General features: G+C 68.4%; 14 protein-coding genes. 7 read left to right on the top strand and 7 right to left on the bottom strand.

Annotation, left to right across the window (positions count from 1 at the left end; genetic code table 11):
• Positions 1 to 128: 128 nt before the first annotated feature.
• A complete protein-coding gene (locus ILT42_RS05230) occupies positions 129 to 890 on the top strand; it encodes a metallophosphoesterase family protein (RefSeq protein WP_204214258.1) in 762 nt (253 codons plus the stop codon).
• 12 nt (positions 891 to 902) lie between these two features.
• Here ILT42_RS05230 and ada read toward each other — a convergent pair whose 3' ends face one another.
• Both ada and ILT42_RS05220 read right to left on the bottom strand, forming a co-directional pair.
• A complete protein-coding gene (gene ada / locus ILT42_RS05225) occupies positions 903 to 1,982 on the bottom strand; it encodes a bifunctional DNA-binding transcriptional regulator/O6-methylguanine-DNA methyltransferase Ada (RefSeq protein ID WP_204214257.1) in 1,080 nt (359 codons plus the stop codon).
• A 157-nt stretch (positions 1,983 to 2,139) separates the two neighbouring features.
• Positions 2,140 to 3,501, bottom strand: coding sequence for a L,D-transpeptidase family protein (locus tag ILT42_RS05220; RefSeq protein ID WP_204214256.1), 1,362 nt, complete (start codon positions 3,499 to 3,501; stop codon positions 2,140 to 2,142).
• A 293-nt stretch (positions 3,502 to 3,794) separates the two neighbouring features.
• On the opposite strand from ILT42_RS05220, the gene ILT42_RS05215 reads away from it, so the two are divergent.
• Complete coding sequence (locus ILT42_RS05215) at positions 3,795 to 4,709, top strand: cation diffusion facilitator family transporter (protein ID WP_204214255.1); 915 nt, start codon at positions 3,795 to 3,797, stop codon at positions 4,707 to 4,709.
• Positions 4,710 to 4,768: 59 nt separating this feature from the next.
• Here the strand turns inward: ILT42_RS05215 and ILT42_RS05210 are convergent, their stop codons facing one another.
• Positions 4,769 to 5,722, bottom strand: coding sequence for an acetyl-CoA carboxylase carboxyltransferase subunit alpha (locus tag ILT42_RS05210; protein WP_204214254.1), 954 nt, complete (start codon positions 5,720 to 5,722; stop codon positions 4,769 to 4,771).
• 180 nt (positions 5,723 to 5,902) lie between these two features.
• Positions 5,903 to 7,780 carry a sigma-54-dependent Fis family transcriptional regulator gene (locus tag ILT42_RS05205; RefSeq protein WP_204214253.1) on the bottom strand — a complete coding sequence of 626 codons (1,878 nt, stop codon included), beginning with the start codon at positions 7,778 to 7,780 and terminating at the stop codon, positions 5,903 to 5,905.
• 254 nt (positions 7,781 to 8,034) lie between these two features.
• Here ILT42_RS05205 and adh point away from each other — a divergent pair, with 254 nt between their 5' ends.
• The 3 genes from adh to ILT42_RS05190 all read left to right on the top strand — a co-directional run bounded on the left by adh (position 8,035) and on the right by ILT42_RS05190 (position 11,114).
• The gene (adh, locus tag ILT42_RS05200; RefSeq protein WP_204214252.1) at positions 8,035 to 9,552 is read left to right on the top strand and encodes an aldehyde dehydrogenase; all 1,518 of its coding nucleotides are present in this window, start codon (positions 8,035 to 8,037) and stop codon (positions 9,550 to 9,552) included.
• A 169-nt stretch (positions 9,553 to 9,721) separates the two neighbouring features.
• Positions 9,722 to 10,102 (top strand): DUF779 domain-containing protein, encoded by a 381-nt coding sequence (locus tag ILT42_RS05195; protein WP_204214251.1) that lies wholly within the window; start codon positions 9,722 to 9,724, stop codon positions 10,100 to 10,102.
• 64 nt (positions 10,103 to 10,166) lie between these two features.
• Complete coding sequence (locus ILT42_RS05190) at positions 10,167 to 11,114, top strand: DUF5996 family protein (RefSeq protein WP_204214250.1); 948 nt, start codon at positions 10,167 to 10,169, stop codon at positions 11,112 to 11,114.
• A gap of 7 nt (positions 11,115 to 11,121) precedes the next feature.
• Here ILT42_RS05190 and ILT42_RS05185 read toward each other — a convergent pair whose 3' ends face one another.
• Both ILT42_RS05185 and ILT42_RS05180 read right to left on the bottom strand, forming a co-directional pair.
• Positions 11,122 to 12,423: a hypothetical protein gene (locus tag ILT42_RS05185; RefSeq protein ID WP_204214249.1), complete on the bottom strand. Its 1,302-nt coding sequence runs from the start codon at positions 12,421 to 12,423 to the stop codon at positions 11,122 to 11,124.
• A gap of 259 nt (positions 12,424 to 12,682) precedes the next feature.
• A complete protein-coding gene (locus ILT42_RS05180) occupies positions 12,683 to 13,441 on the bottom strand; it encodes a class I SAM-dependent methyltransferase (protein ID WP_204214248.1) in 759 nt (252 codons plus the stop codon).
• A gap of 128 nt (positions 13,442 to 13,569) precedes the next feature.
• On the opposite strand from ILT42_RS05180, the gene gloB reads away from it, so the two are divergent.
• Positions 13,570 to 14,337, top strand: a complete 768-nt coding sequence (gene gloB / locus ILT42_RS05175) for a hydroxyacylglutathione hydrolase (protein WP_204214247.1) — start codon at positions 13,570 to 13,572, stop codon at positions 14,335 to 14,337.
• Between the two features lie 25 nt (positions 14,338 to 14,362).
• The gene (locus tag ILT42_RS05170; RefSeq protein WP_204214246.1) at positions 14,363 to 15,121 is read left to right on the top strand and encodes a GNAT family N-acetyltransferase; all 759 of its coding nucleotides are present in this window, start codon (positions 14,363 to 14,365) and stop codon (positions 15,119 to 15,121) included.
• On the opposite strand, the gene yddG is transcribed toward ILT42_RS05170, so the two are convergent.
• Complete coding sequence (gene yddG / locus ILT42_RS05165; RefSeq protein ID WP_204214245.1) at positions 15,096 to 15,983, bottom strand: aromatic amino acid exporter YddG; 888 nt, start codon at positions 15,981 to 15,983, stop codon at positions 15,096 to 15,098. The genes ILT42_RS05170 and yddG overlap by 26 nt on opposite strands.
• Between the last annotated feature and the right edge of the window lie 43 nt (positions 15,984 to 16,026).

The raw sequence follows: 16,026 nt of genomic DNA, 5'->3' as shown, positions 1-16,026 counted from the left end.
CTCGGATCCGAAGGTCGGAGAAGCCCGCGGGGGGACGGAAACCGACGTCCGGTCGGCGTCGTCTCCTTTCGATTGGTCTGCGCGGCCACACGGTTTCGGTCGGCGCCCGGTTGCGCTACGCTGACCGCATGAGGGCAAGGCCGAGCGAAACGTTTGCTGCCATCTCCGATGTGCACGGGAACAGCGACGCCCTGAGGGCGGTCCTGGACGATATCGACCGGATCGGCATCACGGCGATCGTCAACCTGGGCGATCACCTGAGCGGTCCCCTGGCGGCCCGGGAGGTCGCCGATCTGCTCATGACGCGAGACATGGCGTGTATCCGCGGCAATCACGACCGCTGGCTCGTCGAGATGGAGCCCTCCGCCATGGGACCGTCCGACCGGGCAGCCCATCGGCAGTTGGATCCAGCCCATCTGGAATGGCTTCGCGGCCTGCCGGCGACGGGCCGCTACGGACGCGATGTCTTCCTCTGCCACGGCACCCCGGACAGCGACACGGCCTATTGGATGGAGGAGGCATCCAACGGCGCCACCCTGACCCTGAAGCCTTCGGACGGGATCGAGGCCATTGCGGACGGTATCGACGCGGCGCTGATCCTGTGCGGCCATACCCACATCCCCCGCGCGCTTCGGCTGCGCGACGGACGGCTCATCGTGAGCCCCGGCAGCGTCGGGTGCCCGGCCTATAGCGACGACGCTCCGTTTGCCCATGTGATGCAGACGGCGACGCCCGATGCCTGTTACGCCGTGCTGGAAAAGCGGCATGGACGTTGGGCCGTCAGCTTCCGTTACGTCCCCTATGACAGCGGCCGGATGGTAGGGCTGGCTCGGGAGAGCGGCCGCGAGGACTGGGCCAGCGCCCTCGCGACAGGGTGGATCCGGCCCTGAGGGCAGGGGACGTCAGGCGCTCTCGCGGTTCAGAAGGGCGCGCTTGCGCTCCACGCCCCAGCGGTAGCCCGAGAGGCTTCCGTCCGTCCGCACCACCCGGTGGCACGGGATGGCGACCGCGATCGCATTGGACGCGCACGCGCCTGCCACGGCGCGTACGGCTTTCGGAGACCCGATAGCTTCTGCAATCTCCGCATAGGTCGCGGTCCGGCCTGCCGGTATGGCCTGAAGGGCCCGCCAGACCCGCTGCTGGAACGCGGTGCCCCGCACGTCGAGAGGCAGGTCGAGACCCAGGCGCGGCGCTTCCACGAACCCGACCACGCGGGCGACCAGACCTTCGAAATCCGCGTCGCCGCCGATGAGCCGCGCGCGGGGGAAGCGATCCTGGAGGTCGCTCAACAGGGCGTCCGGATCGTCCCCGAGCAGGATCGCGCAGATGCCCTTCGGGCTCTGGGCGACAAGGATCGACCCGAGAGAGCACTCGCCCAGGGCGAAGCGGATCTCAGCGTCGGGGCCTCCGGCGCGATAGTCGCTCGGGCTCATGCCCAGCATGGCGCCGGCCTTCTCGTAGAAGCGGCTGCTGGCATTGAAGCCTGCCCCGTAGATCGCCTCCGTCACCGTCGGGCTGCGAACCAGCTCGTCCTGGACGCGACGGGTGCGGTGGGCCGTGGCATAGGCCTTGGGCGTGACGCCCGTGATCGCCTTGAACACGCGGTGGAAGTGAAACGGGCTCATGGCTGCCTTCGCCGCAAGGTCGCTCAAGGTCGGCGGCTCCTCGGCCCGCTCGATCCGGCGGCAGGCCTCGGCCACCAGGGTGGCGTGCTGCTCGTCCCGCGGGGGCTGGTCGGGCCTGCAGCGCTTGCAGGCGCGAAAGCCCGCCGCCTCGGCCTCCTCCCGGGTGGCATGAAGGCGCACATTGGCGGGGTTCGGCGTACGGGCCGCGCAGGAGGGCCGGCAATACACCCCCGTGGTGCGCACCGAGTAAAAGAAGCGGCCGTCCGCCGCGCGGTCCCGCGCCACCACCTGGGTCCAGCGCGGGTCCTGCTCGGTGGCGGCCGCCGTTAGGGTTCTGTTCTGCACGAGAGCGTCCATGATTGGCTCCTCCGGTTCATATCGTGCGCTCACTCTGGCCCTGCCAGGAGGGAGCCGCATCCCGGCTCTTGCGCTCGAATCCGCGACTGAAGGGACGGCCAAGAAAAAGCCCGCCGAAGGCGGGCTTTGAAGGTTAGGAGGAACTGGGCAGGAGCGCTCAGTTGGCCACCGCCACGGTGACCGAGGTGGCCTGGACCCGCTTCTGCAGGGTCGGGGCCGAGGCCTGCGGCTTGACCACGGTGCCGCGCTGGGGCGGCAGGGGCGCCTCGGAGACCGACGGCGAGACCTGGGCGGTCTCGGTCTCCGGCTGGGAGACGGACGAAGACGAGAACAGGTCGCCGATGCCGTTGAACATGCGCTTGTAGAACGGGGCGCCGGTCGAACCGGAGGCGGGAGCCTCGGCCGGCGCGGCGGGCGCTACGGCGGCGGGAGCCGCCGCAACCTTCACCTCGGGGGCCGCCGGCGCGGAGGCCGGTGCCGTGACAGGAGCCGTCTTGGCGGCCGTGTAGGCCAGGACCGTCGAGGGCAGGGCGGCGGGCTTGGTGCTGTCGCTGCCGTCCATGGCGATTTCCTGCGGGCCGGAGGACAGGCCCTCGGGGCGGCTCACGTCGCCGTACCGGTCGCGCATGCGGGCATCGACCACGAGGGATCCGCTGCCGTCCGTGGAATTGGCGAAGGCCGTGCGGAAGGACTCGTGCGAGCCGCCGTCATGATAGACGAGGCGGATCGGCTTCGTGCCGCCGGAGACGAGTTCCGCCACCGCGCGCTCGTCCTGCTGGGACTTGGCCGCGACGGCGGACTCCGCCGAGGGGTCCATGTTGAACACGTAGCGCCGCTCGGAGACGGCCACCCGGGGCTCGTCCTTGGTGACCTCGAAATAATCGGAGCCTTCCTTCAGGTTCTTCCAAAAGGCGATGTTCGGGTCCATCCGGTGCTGGGCCAGGTTCTTGGCCGTCATGCGGAACGGATAGGACTGGAACTGGAAGCCGCGCTGACCGCTCGCCATGGCGTCGCGGGCGAGGGCGTAGATCTCGGCGATGTTCTGGTCCGTCATGGCGAAGCAGCCGCGCGACGAGCACGAGCCGTGCACCATCAGGGCGCTGCCGCTGCGGCCGAAGGACCGGTCATAGGCATTGGGGAAGCCGGTGTCGAACGACAGATAATAGGCCGAATTCGGGTTCATCTGCCCGGCCGAGACCGTGTAGAAGCCCTCGGGCGCCTGGCGGTCGCCTTCCTTGACCTTCGGGCCGAGCTGGCCCGACCAGCGGCAGATCGGATAGGTCTTGAGCAGCGCGTAGCGGCCGTTGGAACCCCGCTTCCAGACCTCCATCTCCGCTTCCTTCTTGTAGGAACGGATCAGGATGGGGTCGCTCTTGGACATGCCCTTCTCGGCCATCAGCGACATGGTGGCGGCCGGAATGGGCGTCAGGTGGCGTGTCGAGCTGCGCGTAAAGCTTTCATCCTGGCAGGCCGCGAGCGCAAGCGTCAGGCTCGCCGCCATTGCGAAACGCTTCATCATGGGGGACCCCGCAATCTTTGATCTGCCCGGTCATTGGCGCCGGACAGTTCCCCTGTAGCCCTAAACCCATAACCTTAACTCGCCCTTACCGCAAGCTGGGCGTTACGAGGTTCCACTGCGTTCCGGAAGGGCTCTTTCACCGGCTTTTCCCCCGGTCACGGCTCCGTGATCGCCCATCCCTAGCCCTTGTCGCGCGCCTATCCCGCCCCTGCGACGCCCTGCCGCGCGACACCCTGGAACCCGTCGCGCGACGCCATATCTCCCGTCCTGCGGAGGCCCTTCAAAGGTGGCGGATGGCGCAGACGAGTCAAAGCATTGCCGAACAGAAAATCCTTAAGACATCGATCGTTTTCACCCTGCTGTCGTCCCTGGCCAGCATTTCGCTGGGGCTTTTCATCAGCTCCAAAGCCATCGTGTTCGACGGGTTCTACGAGATCATCGACGCCGGCATGACGGGGGTGGCGCTCCTGGCCGCGCGCCTCATCGCCCGCGGCGACGACAGCCGTTTCCAATACGGGTACTGGCATCTCGAGCCCATGCTGGCCGGGCTCAACGGCCTGATCCTGACCTTCGCGTGCCTGTACGCCTTCGTGGATGCCCTGAACGGCCTGATCGTGGGCGGGCGCCAGGTTCAGTTCCAGGCCGGAGCGATCTACTCGGCGGCGAGCGGCGTGCTGAGCCTGGGGCTCTTCGTCTACATCCGGCGAAAGGGGCGCAGCCTCGGTTCGCAGCTTCTCGACCTCGACGCCCGCGCCTGGTTCATGGGCGCCGTGCTGAGCCTGGGGCTGTGCGTCAGCTTCATGATCGGGGGCGCCCTGTCCGGCACGGAGGCCCGTGTCTACGCGCCTTACGTGGACTCGATCATCTTGCTGGTGGTGGCCCTGGGCCTCCTGCCGTTTCCGCTCCTGACGGTCTGGCGCTGCGGCAAGGAGATCCTGCAGATCGCACCCCCGGAGCTCGACCGGCATGTGCGGGCGGTGGCCGAGGCGGTGGCGCAGCGCCACGGTTTCAGCGACTTCAGCTCCCACGTCATGCGTTCGGGCCGCCAGCAGTTCATCGAAATCGGCCTGGTGGCCCCGTCCGGGGACGTCCGGCGGTCGTTCGAGGAGCTGGACGCGATCCGGGCCGAGATCGCGGACGCCATGGGGGGCCTGAGCCCCGGCTACTGGCTGACGGTGGATTTCACCGCCGACAAGCGCTGGGTCTAGAGCCTCCGCAAGGGAAGCGGCCCTTCGCCGTAGAATCCTGGGCCGTTGATCCCAGGGCCCTAGAGCTTGCGGCCGATGTTGAGGAATTTCTCGGCGCGGTGATCGCGCAGCTCCGCCGGGCCCATGTTGTTGAGGTCCTGGAGGGCTTCCTCGATGGCGTCGCCGGTGGCCGCGATGGCGGCCTCCGGGTCCCGGTGGGCGCCGCCCATGGGCTCCGGGATGATCCCGTCGATCACGCCGAGCCGCAGCAGGTCCTGGGCGGTGATCTTCATGTTCGTGGCCGCTTCCTGGGCCTTGGCCGAGTCGCGCCACAGGATCGAGGCCGCGCCCTCGGGGGAGATCACGCTGTAGATGGCGTGCTCCATCATCAGCACCTTGTTGGCGGTGGCGATCGCGATGGCGCCGCCCGATCCGCCCTCGCCGATGACCACGGAGACGTTGGGCACGCCGAGGCCGAGCTGGGCCTCCGTCGAGCGGGCGATGGCCTCGGCCTGGCCGCGCTCCTCCGCCTCGATGCCCGGATAGGCGCCCGCCGTGTCCACGAAGGACAGGACCGGCAGCTCGAAGCGGTCGGCCAGTTCCATCAGACGCACGGCCTTGCGGTATCCCTCGGGCCGGGCCATGCCGAAATTATGCCGGATGCGCGCCTCGGTGGTGGAGCCCTTCTCCTGGCCCAGCACGCAGACGGCCTGGCCTCGGAACCGGCCGAACCCGCCCACGATGGCCTCGTCCTCGGCGAACTTCCGGTCGCCCGCCAGGGGGGTGAAATCGGTGATCAGGCCGGCGCAGTAATCCACGAAATGCGGCCGCTGCGGATGGCGCGCCACCAGGGTCTTCTGCCAGGGCGTCAGCTTGGAGTAGAGATCCTTCAAGGCATCCGAGGCCTTCACCTCGAGCCGGGAAATGTCGTCCGCGATGGAGACGGCGTCGCGGTTCTCGCCCAGCGCCCGAAGCTCTTCGACCTTGGCTTCCAGTTCGGCGACGGGCTTTTCGAAATCGAGATAGCTGCGCATCAGGGTCCGTCAAAAACGAAAAACCGGCGCGGACCTCACCAGCCCCGCCGGGCGCGCGGACACTGGCGATTTGAGGCCCGCAAGTCAAGCCGGGGTTGGAAACCGTTGGCTCTGCCTGCGGTTCCGAGACCCGTTCGGGTCATGCCCTGCTTTCGGCCGCCGGGCGTCACGCGAGAGACCTCAATGCCTCCGGTCGGACGGGCTCAGGAGCCGCCGGTAGAGGGTGCTGCGGTTGATCCCGAGCCGCTTGGCGGCCAGGGTGACGTTGCCGCCTGCCGCCTCCACGGCCTCCCGCATGGCCTGCCGGGCGATGCCGTCGAGGGAGTCCGTCGCGGCGGCGCGGGCGGCGGGCTCCCGGGGGCGGGCGTCCCGCAGGTCGAGAGGCAGGGCCTCGGCTCCCAGCATGCATCCGGTCTCGCCCAAGGCCAACATGGCCCGCAGGCAGCCCACGAGCTGACGGTAGTTGCCGGGCCAGTTATGCGCCGCCAGCCGGGCCAGGCAATCGGGCCCCAGGGCGATTCCCCGCGCCGGCCCGCCCATCTGGTCCCAGAGATGCACGATGAGGCCCGCCCGGTCCGGCAGGGCGCTCAGGGGCTGCATGGCGACCGTGTAGGGGGCGATGCGGAAGTAGAGGTCGGCCCGGAACGCGCCCTCTTCCACGAGGCGGTTCAGGTTCCGGTTGGTGGCGCAGACGAGGGCGAAGTCGACCGCAACCGGCCGGCCGTTGCCGAGGGGCACCACCTCGCGCTCCTGGAGCACCCGGAGCAGGCGTGTCTGGAGAGGCAGGGGCATGTCGCCGATCTCGTCCAGGAACAGCATGCCGCCCTCGGCTTCCCGCAGCATGCCCCTCTGACCCCGCGCCCGCGCCCCCGTGAAGGCCCCGGCCTCGTAGCCGAAGAGTTCCGATTCCATGAGGGATTCGGGCAGGGCCGCGCAGTTGACCGCCACGAACGGCCTGGCGGCCCGCGAACTGCCCGCGTGGGCGGCGCGGGCGAACACCTCCTTGCCGGAGCCGGTCTCGCCCGTCACCAGAACGGGCACGTCCGCGTCGATCAGGCGGACGGTCCGGGCCAGGTCCTCCGCCGTCCGGGGCCCGAACACCGGCCGGATGTCGGGAGACCGGCCTGGCCGGGCCTGTCGCAGGGGCGGGGGAGCCGGGACGGAGCGAGGCTTCGACCTCGCTTCCTCCAGCCGCCCGTGCAGCAGCGCGCCGCCGCGATGGCGCAGCTGGCCTCCGTCGGCAAACGCGCCCAGCCGGTCGCGGAAAATCTCCGACCAGCTCGCCCGGTCGAAGGCCTCCGCCGTCAGGCCGGCGAGATGCAGGCCGTGGCGGTTGGCGGCGATCAGGCGTCCGTCCTCGAACACGAGCACGCCCTCCCGCGCGGTGCCCAGCATGGCGGGATCGTGATGCAGGCGGATGCGCTCGCAATGCTCGAACCCGCGTTCGAACAGGCGGTGCTCGATCTGCTCGGCGGCGAGCCGCACGAGGCCGAGCGCGTAATCCTGATGCTTGTCCGCCGGGCCCGACAGGTCGAGCACACCCACCACCTCGCCCCGCGGGCCGAAGATGGGTGCGGCCGAGCAGGTGAGAATGCGATTGCACTCGAAGTAATGCTCGGCCCCGCGCACCGCGATGGGCGCGCGCTCCGCCAGGGCGGTCCCGATGGCATTGGTGCCTGTTGCGGCCTCGTCCCAGGGCATGCCGGGCCTCAAGGTGACGCGGGCGGCCTGGCGGGCGAAGGTCGAGCTCCCAACCGTGTCGAGCACCACGCCGCGCGCATCGGTGAGGATCACGATGCTGTCGGTGGCCTCCGCGTCCGCATGCAGCGCCTCGATCTCCGGGCGGCAGAAGCGCCGGAAGGACTCCATGGGTTCCGTAGCGGCGGTGATCTCCGGGGCCGTGAGCGGCTCGATCCGGGGCGCGGCCGCCCCCCGCAGGCCTTGCGCGGCGCAGCGGGACCAGGAGCGCAGGATCGGGCGCGGGATCAGGTTGCCGGAAACGGTGCCGCTCGAAAAGAACTGGCGGCGCGCGGTCAGGATCGCATCGGCGGAAACCATGTCGTCCTCCCAGAATGTCCCCGGGGCCGTCGCAATCCGCGACAGGTGTCGCGGCTGTCGCATCCCGCGACAGGCCGGGCTGTTTCTTGACGACAGCTTACCCGATGCCGCGCCGAATGCACCTCTCAACCGCGTGACGACTTTGTCGCCCCGTCAGGCACTTGCCGCATTGCAGCGACGATTGCTGCACGCCGATGCCACCGTTTGGCATGGGCGTTGCAGAGTGGGTTTCGGTTTAAAAAGGGAGGATCACCATGAACAAGCCGGAATTCCTGACCGTGTCGAAGGCGCCCTTCAAGGCGCGCTACGGCAACTTCATCGGCGGCCAATGGGTCGAGCCGGTATCGGGACGCTATTTCGAGAACACCTCGCCGATCACGGGCCGGGTGGTGTGCGAGGTCGCCCGCTCCGACAAGGAGGACATCGAGCGCGCGCTGGACGCCGCCCACGCCGCCAAGGACGCCTGGGGCCAGTCCGCACCCGGCGAGCGCGCCCGCATCCTCAACCTCATCGCCGACCGCATGGAGGACAACCTCGACACCCTGGCGCTGGCCGAGACCTGGGACAACGGCAAGCCGATCCGCGAAACGACCGCCGCCGACATTCCGCTCGCCATCGACCATTTCCGCTACTTCGCGGGCTGCATCCGGGCGCAGGAAGGCTCCATCGCCCAGATCGACAACGATACCGTGGCGTACCATTTCCATGAGCCGCTGGGCGTGGTCGGACAGATCATCCCGTGGAACTTCCCCATCCTCATGGCAACCTGGAAGCTCGCGCCCGCGCTGGCGGCCGGCAATTGCGTGGTGCTCAAGCCCGCCGAGCAGACACCCGCCTCGATCCTCGTCTGGGCCGAACTGGTCGCGGACCTGCTGCCGCCGGGCGTGCTCAACATCGTGAACGGCTTCGGGCTGGAGGCCGGCAAGCCCCTGGCGTCGAACCCGCGCATCGCCAAGATCGCCTTCACGGGCGAGACCACGACGGGCCGGCTGATCATGCAATATGCCAGCCAGAACCTGATCCCCGTGACGCTCGAACTCGGCGGCAAGTCACCCAACATCTTCTTCGACGACGTGACAATGGACGACGACGATTACCTCGACAAGGCTGTCGAAGGCTTCGTGATGTTCGCCCTCAACCAGGGCGAGGTCTGCACCTGCCCGAGCCGCGCACTGATTCAGGAATCGATCTACGACCGGTTCATGGACAAGGCGCTCAAGCGCGTGAACGCCATCAAGCAAGGCAATCCGCTCGATCCCTCTACCATGGTGGGCGCGCAGGCCTCCAGCGAACAGCTCGAGAAGATCCTGAGCTACATGGATATCGGCCGCCAGGAAGGCGCCGAGGTTCTCACGGGCGGCGAGCGCAACGTGCTGTCCGGCGACCTGGAAGGCGGGTTCTACGTGAAGCCCACGGTGTTCAAGGGCCACAACAAGATGCGCGTGTTCCAGGAGGAGATCTTCGGCCCCGTCGTGTCGGTCACGACCTTCAAGGACGAGGACGAGGCGCTCGCCATCGCCAACGACACGCTCTACGGCCTCGGCGCGGGCGTGTGGACCCGCAACGGCAACCGCGCCTACCGCTTCGGCCGCGCCATTCAGGCGGGCCGCGTCTGGACGAACTGCTATCACGCCTATCCGGCCCACGCGGCCTTCGGCGGCTACAAGCAATCCGGCATCGGGCGCGAGACCCACAAGATGATGCTGGACCACTACCAGCAGACCAAGAACTTGCTGGTCAGCTACAGCAACAAGGCGCTCGGGTTCTTCTGAGCGTCTTGAATTGAACTCACCCTCATCCTGAGGAGCCGCGGAAGCGGCGTCTCGAAGGAGGATCCAGAGAGCACTGGAAATATCCTTCGAGACGAATTGCTTCGCAATTCCCTCAGGATGAGGTTGGTGGCTGTGGACACGCCGCCATCGTCCGTGTTTGGAGAAAACCATGTCCGACTTTCCGCCCCCGCGTGTTACCGTCACGCCCGCTGGGCTCGCGCTCCTGGCCGAGATCGTGAGCGATCACGGGCCGGTGCTGTTCCACCAGTCGGGCGGATGCTGCGACGGCTCCTCGCCCATGTGTTATCCGCAAGGCGATTACATCGTGGGCGACAACGACGTGCTGCTGGGCACCATCGGTGATGCGCCGTTCTATATCAGCCGGTCGCAGTTCGAATATTGGAAGCACACCCAGCTCATCATCGACGTGGTGCAGGGCCGGGGCGGGATGTTCTCCCTCGACAACGGCCGGGACGTGCGCTTTCTCACCCGCTCGCGCCTGTTCACGGACGAGGAGAGCGAGGCCCTGAACGGCGTCACGACCCCTTGAAGCTTGGCCCTATGGCGACGGGGGCTTCTCGGCCTATATCCTTGCCTAGCGAAGGATGGCCCCGATGCATGACGCCGCCCCCCATTGGCCCGAACTGTCCTACCCCGCCTGGCGCGACACCGCCGCGACCTTGCAGCTCTGGACGCAGATCGTCGGCAAAATTCGCCTGTCGCTGACGCCCTGGCTCAATCACGGCTGGCAGGTGCCGCTCTACGTGACCGCCCGAGGGCTCGGCACCTCGCCCATCCCGGTCGGACACGAGATCCTGGAACTCGAATTCGACTTCATCGCGCACCAGCTCCTGGTCCGCACGAGCCGGGGCGACGAATGGGCGCTTCCCCTCGAAGCGCAGAGCGTCGCCGCCTTCTACCGGCGGGTCATGGAATGCCTCGACGGGCTGGGCATCCGGGCGGCCATCAACGAGATGCCCAACGAGGTGCCGGATCCGATCCCGTTCTCGCAGGACGACACCCATAAAACCTATGACGCCGCCGCCGCGCACCGCTTCTGGCGCGCGCTCGTGCAGGTCGACCGGGTGTTCAAGCTCTTCCGCTCGAGCTTCCTCGGCAAGGCGAGCCCGGTGCATTTCTTCTGGGGCAGCTTCGATCTGGCCGTCACGCGGTTCTCGGGAAAGCCCGCGCCGGCGCATCCCGGCGGCGTGCCGGGCCTGCCCGACGGGGTGACCCGCGAGGCCTATTCGCACGAGGTGAGCAGCGCCGGGTTCTGGCCCGGCAGCGATGCCTATCCGCATCCGGCCTTCTATTCGTATGCGTACCCGGAGCCGCCGGGCTTTCGCGACAGGCCGGTCTCGCCGGGCGCGCATTTCGATAAGACACTCGGCGAGTTTCTCCTGCCCTACGAGACAGTGCGCCACGCGGCCTCGCCCGACGCGCTCCTGCTCGATTTTCTCAACACCACCTACGTGGCGGCCGCCGACGCCGGGGGGTGGGACCGCGCCGCGCTGGAATGCTCGCTCGGCATCCCGGCGCAGCCGCGCCCGGTCCCGGCGTGACCCGGCCCTAATCGCCCCCGGCGAGGTTCGCCGGCACCCCGTCCACCGGCAGGTCGAGTCCCTGCCGCAGGGTGCCGATGCCGTACTCGCGAATGCGCTTGCCGAGCGGATCGCTCACGAAGATGCTCTCGCCCACGAGCGCAAGGTTTGGCGTTGGCGTCTTGGCCCCGTAGGCGCAGTCGAAGGCCGGAACGGCGTCGAACTGCGCCACCTGCTTCCAGTCCGGCGACATCTCGTAGATCCGCAAACGTCCGTCCGGCGTCAGGTTTGCGACGCGCCTGCCGTTGGCTGACACCTCGAAATGGCACACGGCCTGCCCGCCCGGAACCGGGAACACGTCCGCCGCCGCGAGCGTCTTCGCGGCCGGGTCGATCCGCAGCAGCGCGTCGTAGGGGCCAACGCTGCCGTAATTGGCGACCAGCGCACCGGCTTTGCCCGCTTTCACGGTTGAGGAGCGGCGCGCATCCGGGTAAGGCAGGCGCCGCGCCTGCCAGCCCGTGTCGGCTCGGGACATCACCAGCAATCCGCCCGCCGTGAGGTGGTCCGCCGGTCCGCCGGCGCAGCCGAACACGTGCACGCCCTCGCGGGGGGCATGTCCATGGTATTCCTTGCAGGAATTCTGCGGGTCCGCGAGGTTGTCGAAGGACGCGAGCACCCGCTCGCCGCCGGACGCGACGACCTGGAAGCCGTTCGGGCGCGAACTCGCCGTTTGGTCGCCCGCCGCATAGGCGGCGTTGGGCGTCGACACGAGCCACTCGTCCCGGCCGAGCGCGAATGCGATGCCGTGCTGCGGCGCCGGGCTCTTCCAGGTGACGGTTGTCGGTTCGGGTGTGCCGAGGCTGTCGAGCGCGATGAAGCTCGCGTGGGGATCGCTTGCGCGCTCCCAGGGCCGGTGGCCGTCGAAGAACACGCTCACCCAGCCGCTATCCGAGACCACATGCGCGGGCTTGTCGCCGGACAGGGCGAAGTCGAGCATCCGCACCTCGCCCTTGTGCACGTCCACATGATCGCCGTGGGATTCGAAGGTCAGTCCGGTATCGAGGAAGCGCACCGTCCCGGCGGCATCCCCGGTCTTGATGACGATGTAGCGTCCGTTCTCCGTGGTGGACAGGGAAGGATTGGCGTCCGGCACGTCGAAGCTGTGGGTGGTCTCGCCACTGTCGAGGTCGAGCACGTGGATCCGGGGAGCCTGATGGTCGGCGTAGACGAGGCGGCCGCGCGAGACCGCGTGGTCGTGCGCCTGAGTTCCGCCTGCCATGGCGAGGGCGGCGGATCCGGCCAGAAGGGCGCGGGTGATGGATCGGTTCATGGAAGCGTCCTGTGGGGTGGCGGAGGGCATGCGGCCCCAAAGGCTGCGCGGGCCTTCGGGCTGCATCGGCAGGGCGACTGCCGGGGCGCGCCCGGCGAGCCCAGATCAGGGGCCCGCCCGTGAGCCTCGACAGCGCGATGGCTGTTCGTGAACATCGTACAGTATACTATACGTACCTTGTGCGTATAATGTACGTCAAGTGCGATCACATGCGCCGGAAGAGTTTTCCGGACGGTCGTGCAGGCGGGATTTCAGCCGTTTAGGCCCGCGGCTTGCCGGCCGTCACGCGCGAGGCCCGCGCAGGGGCCGGCGCCAGGACGGGCACGAGCCGGGTGCGCCGCCGGGCGGCGCGCACAATCCCTGGCCGGTAGAGCTGTTTCGTGGCCTCCACGATGTGCACCCCGGCCCCCGGCAGCGAGAAGCCCGAGCCGACCCGCTCCCAGGCTTGGGCGGTACGCAAGAGCACGCGGCTGCGCAGGGGCGGAACGTAGAGGGTCTCGGCCCAACGCTCGGGCGAGAACCAGGTCTGGCGCATGAGGCCCTTCAGCTGAGACCGGCTGTAGGGCTGCCCGTAGCCGAAGGGCGTGGTGTCCATGCGGGCCCAGAGGCCGCGCCGGTTGGGCGCCACCAGGATGATGCGCCCGCCAGGTGTCAGGATGCGCCAGATCTCGTGCAGCAGCTCCGTCGGGCTCTCCACGGTTTCGAGCGCGTGGACCACGAGAACCCGGTCGATCGACGAATCGGGCAGCGGCATGATGAGCGGGTCGACCAGTGTGGAGGCGGAGGCGCCCGTCGGCGGCCAGTTCACCACGCCCTGCTGGGCCGGCATGAAGGCCAGAACCCGCTCGCACTCGTCCCGGATGCCCCAGAGATACGGCGTCGCGAAACCGAGGCCGAGCACCCGCAGCCCTGTGAGCGGCCCCCAGAACCGGCCGATGGCGCCCCCGACGAAGCGTCGGGTCACGGCCCCCAGCGCGCTGCCGTAGAAGCCTCGCAGATCGGTGATGTCCATGCTCATGGGGCGGTCGTAACGCTCGATTCAACGGATTCGGGCCTGAAAGCTCATGGCCGAGGTCTGGTTTCTCCCGCACAGTGTCCCATGATACCTCCCAGGCCATCAAGCCAAGGTTCGCCCGAGGGATCCGGATGCCAGCTCAAGTCCACGCCTTTCTCTGCCTCCAGGACAATATCGGGGCGCTGATCCACGATCCCAATACGGGCGCCTGCGCGGCCATCGACGCCCCCGAGGAGGCTCCGATCCTGGCGGCTCTCGCGGAAACGGGCTGGCAGCTCACGGACATTCTCGTTACGCACCGGCACAGCGACCATGTCCAGGGCATCGAGGCCCTGAAGGCCCGCACGGGCTGCCGGGTGGTGGCGCCGAGCAAGGCGCGCGCCCAGGTGCCCCAGGCGGATGCCTACGTCCAGGAGGGCGACACGGTCCATGTGGGCGATCTCCAGGCCCATGTCTGGGAGACGCCGGGCCATTGCTCGGACCACGTCTCGTACTGGTTCGCGGCCGACCGGGTTCTGTTCTGCGGCGACACCCTGTTCACCCTGGGCTGCGGGCGCGTGCTCGACGGCTCCTATCCGGATCTATGGCACTCGCTTCAGCGCCTCGCGGCCCTGCCGGAGGAGGCGAGCGTCTATTCGGGCCACGATTACGTGCTCTCGAACGGGCGCTTCGCCCTCGCGGTCGAGCCCGGCAACGCTGCCTTGAAGGCCCGCATGGAGGAGGCCGAGACCGCCCGGGCCGAGGGCACCTTCCTGGTGCCGTCCACCATCGGGGCCGAGAGGGCCACGAATCCTTTCTTGAGAGCGGGCGAGGCCGGGGTGGCGAAAGCCGTGAATCTCGACGCGGGCGATCCTTTTGCGGTTTTCAAAGCGCTGCGGGAGTGGAAGAACAGGTTCTGATTTCGCCCATCCGGCAGAAGGCCCCATGACCGACCACGATTCCATCCTCGGCCTCGAGAGCCGGCTGATGAACGCCTGGCCGTCCTTCGACTACCAGTTCTACGACGGCTGGGTGCTGCGCTTCGCCAACGGCTATTCCAAGCGCGCCAATTCGGCGACGCCGCTCAGCGTCGGCGCGACCCTCGACGGGGCGCTCGTCGACCACATGGTCGAGCATTTCATCGTCGCCAACGTTCGCCCCACCTTTCGGCTCACGGGCGTCCAGGCCCCGGAGGCGGACGCGCTGCTGGCCGAGCGGGGGTTCGACGAGATCGAACCTACGATGGTGCTGACCGCGCCCGTCGACGGCGATTGCAGCCCGGATCCGGAGGTGGCCATCCAGCCTGCCGTGACGAAGCGCTGGGTGCAGGAAACCGCGCGTTCCTATGGCGGCGAGAAGGCCGACGACAAGACGCTGATCGAGATCGTGTCGCGCATCCGCCAGAGGGCGGGCTTCGCGACGCTGAGCCTCGACGACAAGCCGGTCGCCTGGGGGCTCGGGGTCGTGGAGCGCGGCTATGTCGGCCTCTACGACATCGTGGTGTCGCCGGACCTGCGCGGCATCGGGCTCGGGCGCCGGGTGGTGTCGAGCCTCATGGCCTGGGGCTGTGCGCAAGGGGCGCATACCGCCTATCTCCAGGTGCTGGAAGCCAACGAGGTGGCGCGCTCGCTCTATGGGGCTTTAGGATTCCAGCCGGCCTACCGCTACACCCACCGGGTCATGCCGCGGCCCGCTTCGCGCTGACGCGCTTGCCCATCAGGGTCGCCACCAGGGCGCCGGCCACGATGAGGCCGCAGGAGAGGGCGAGGATCCAGGACGGTTCCGCGTAGCCCGCCGCCACGAGGATCAGGGTCGAGAGAACCGGCGTCGCGTAGGAGGCGACGCCCAGCAGGCGGATGTCGCCGCGCTTCATGCCCACGTCCCACACATAGAACGCCGCCCCGACCGGGCCGATGCCGAGCGCCAGCAGAGCCAGCCACTGCGTGGCCGTCTCGGGCCAGATTGTCGCCTCGAAGGCGAGGTGGCACAGGAGGCTCAACGCCGATGTGGCCAGGCAGAACCCCGCCACCGCATCGGTGGGCACCTGCCCGAAGCGTCGGGACAGGACCGAATAACCCGCCCACACGAACGAGGCCACGAAGGCGCAGAGATAGCCCGGAATGTACTCGGACCGGGCATCGAGCCCGCCGCGCCCCGCGATGAGGAGCGCGACGCCCGCGAAGCCCAGGACGGCGCCAGCGATGTGGGCGGGTTTCAGCTTCTCGCCCGGCAGGAAGGACGAGAACAGCACGATGAGAAGCGGCCAGAGATAGTTGATGAGGCCCGATTCGGCGGGCGGCGCGAGGCGCAGGGCGGCGAAGTAGAGCGCGTGGTAGCCAAACAGGCCTCCAAGCCCCAGCGCCCACACGATCGGCTTCTGCCGCAGCGCGCGCAGGCCCTCGGGCCGGGCGATCCAGCTCGCCGCGCCCAAAAGCCCACCGACCAGGAACGTCATGGCGGCGAGCTGGAACGGCGGGATCGTTCCGGTGGCGGCCGTGAACAGGGCCAGCAGCGACCAGAACAGGATGGCCAGAAAACCGATGAGGGTGGCGTTGCGCGTCGTCATGCGCCGCCCATAGCGGAAACCGCCCCTCCTGGGGAGGGGCGGA

Origin of the sequence: Microvirga pudoricolor, from assembly GCF_016892705.1 — a bacterium.
Lineage (GTDB): Bacteria > Pseudomonadota > Alphaproteobacteria > Rhizobiales > Beijerinckiaceae > Microvirga > Microvirga pudoricolor.
The sequence above is the reverse complement of the archived record's forward strand: the minus strand, read 5'-3'. Positions and strand labels throughout refer to the sequence as shown.

Bases quoted from the DNA above. Each gene is read 5' to 3' on its own strand.
- ILT42_RS05230 (WP_204214258.1), top strand. From the start codon at position 129: ATGAGGGCAAGGCCGAGCGAAACGTTTGCTGCCATCTCCGATGTGCAC.
- ada (WP_204214257.1), bottom strand. From the start codon at position 1,982: ATGGACGCTCTCGTGCAGAACAGAACCCTAACGGCGGCCGCCACCGAG.
- ILT42_RS05220 (WP_204214256.1), bottom strand. From the start codon at position 3,501: ATGATGAAGCGTTTCGCAATGGCGGCGAGCCTGACGCTTGCGCTCGCG.
- ILT42_RS05215 (WP_204214255.1), top strand. From the start codon at position 3,795: ATGGCGCAGACGAGTCAAAGCATTGCCGAACAGAAAATCCTTAAGACA.
- ILT42_RS05210 (WP_204214254.1), bottom strand. From the start codon at position 5,722: ATGCGCAGCTATCTCGATTTCGAAAAGCCCGTCGCCGAACTGGAAGCC.
- ILT42_RS05205 (WP_204214253.1), bottom strand. From the start codon at position 7,780: ATGGTTTCCGCCGATGCGATCCTGACCGCGCGCCGCCAGTTCTTTTCG.
- adh (WP_204214252.1), top strand. From the start codon at position 8,035: ATGAACAAGCCGGAATTCCTGACCGTGTCGAAGGCGCCCTTCAAGGCG.
- ILT42_RS05195 (WP_204214251.1), top strand. From the start codon at position 9,722: ATGTCCGACTTTCCGCCCCCGCGTGTTACCGTCACGCCCGCTGGGCTC.
- ILT42_RS05190 (WP_204214250.1), top strand. From the start codon at position 10,167: ATGCATGACGCCGCCCCCCATTGGCCCGAACTGTCCTACCCCGCCTGG.
- ILT42_RS05185 (WP_204214249.1), bottom strand. From the start codon at position 12,423: ATGAACCGATCCATCACCCGCGCCCTTCTGGCCGGATCCGCCGCCCTC.
- ILT42_RS05180 (WP_204214248.1), bottom strand. From the start codon at position 13,441: ATGAGCATGGACATCACCGATCTGCGAGGCTTCTACGGCAGCGCGCTG.
- gloB (WP_204214247.1), top strand. From the start codon at position 13,570: ATGCCAGCTCAAGTCCACGCCTTTCTCTGCCTCCAGGACAATATCGGG.
- ILT42_RS05170 (WP_204214246.1), top strand. From the start codon at position 14,363: ATGACCGACCACGATTCCATCCTCGGCCTCGAGAGCCGGCTGATGAAC.
- yddG (WP_204214245.1), bottom strand. From the start codon at position 15,983: ATGACGACGCGCAACGCCACCCTCATCGGTTTTCTGGCCATCCTGTTC.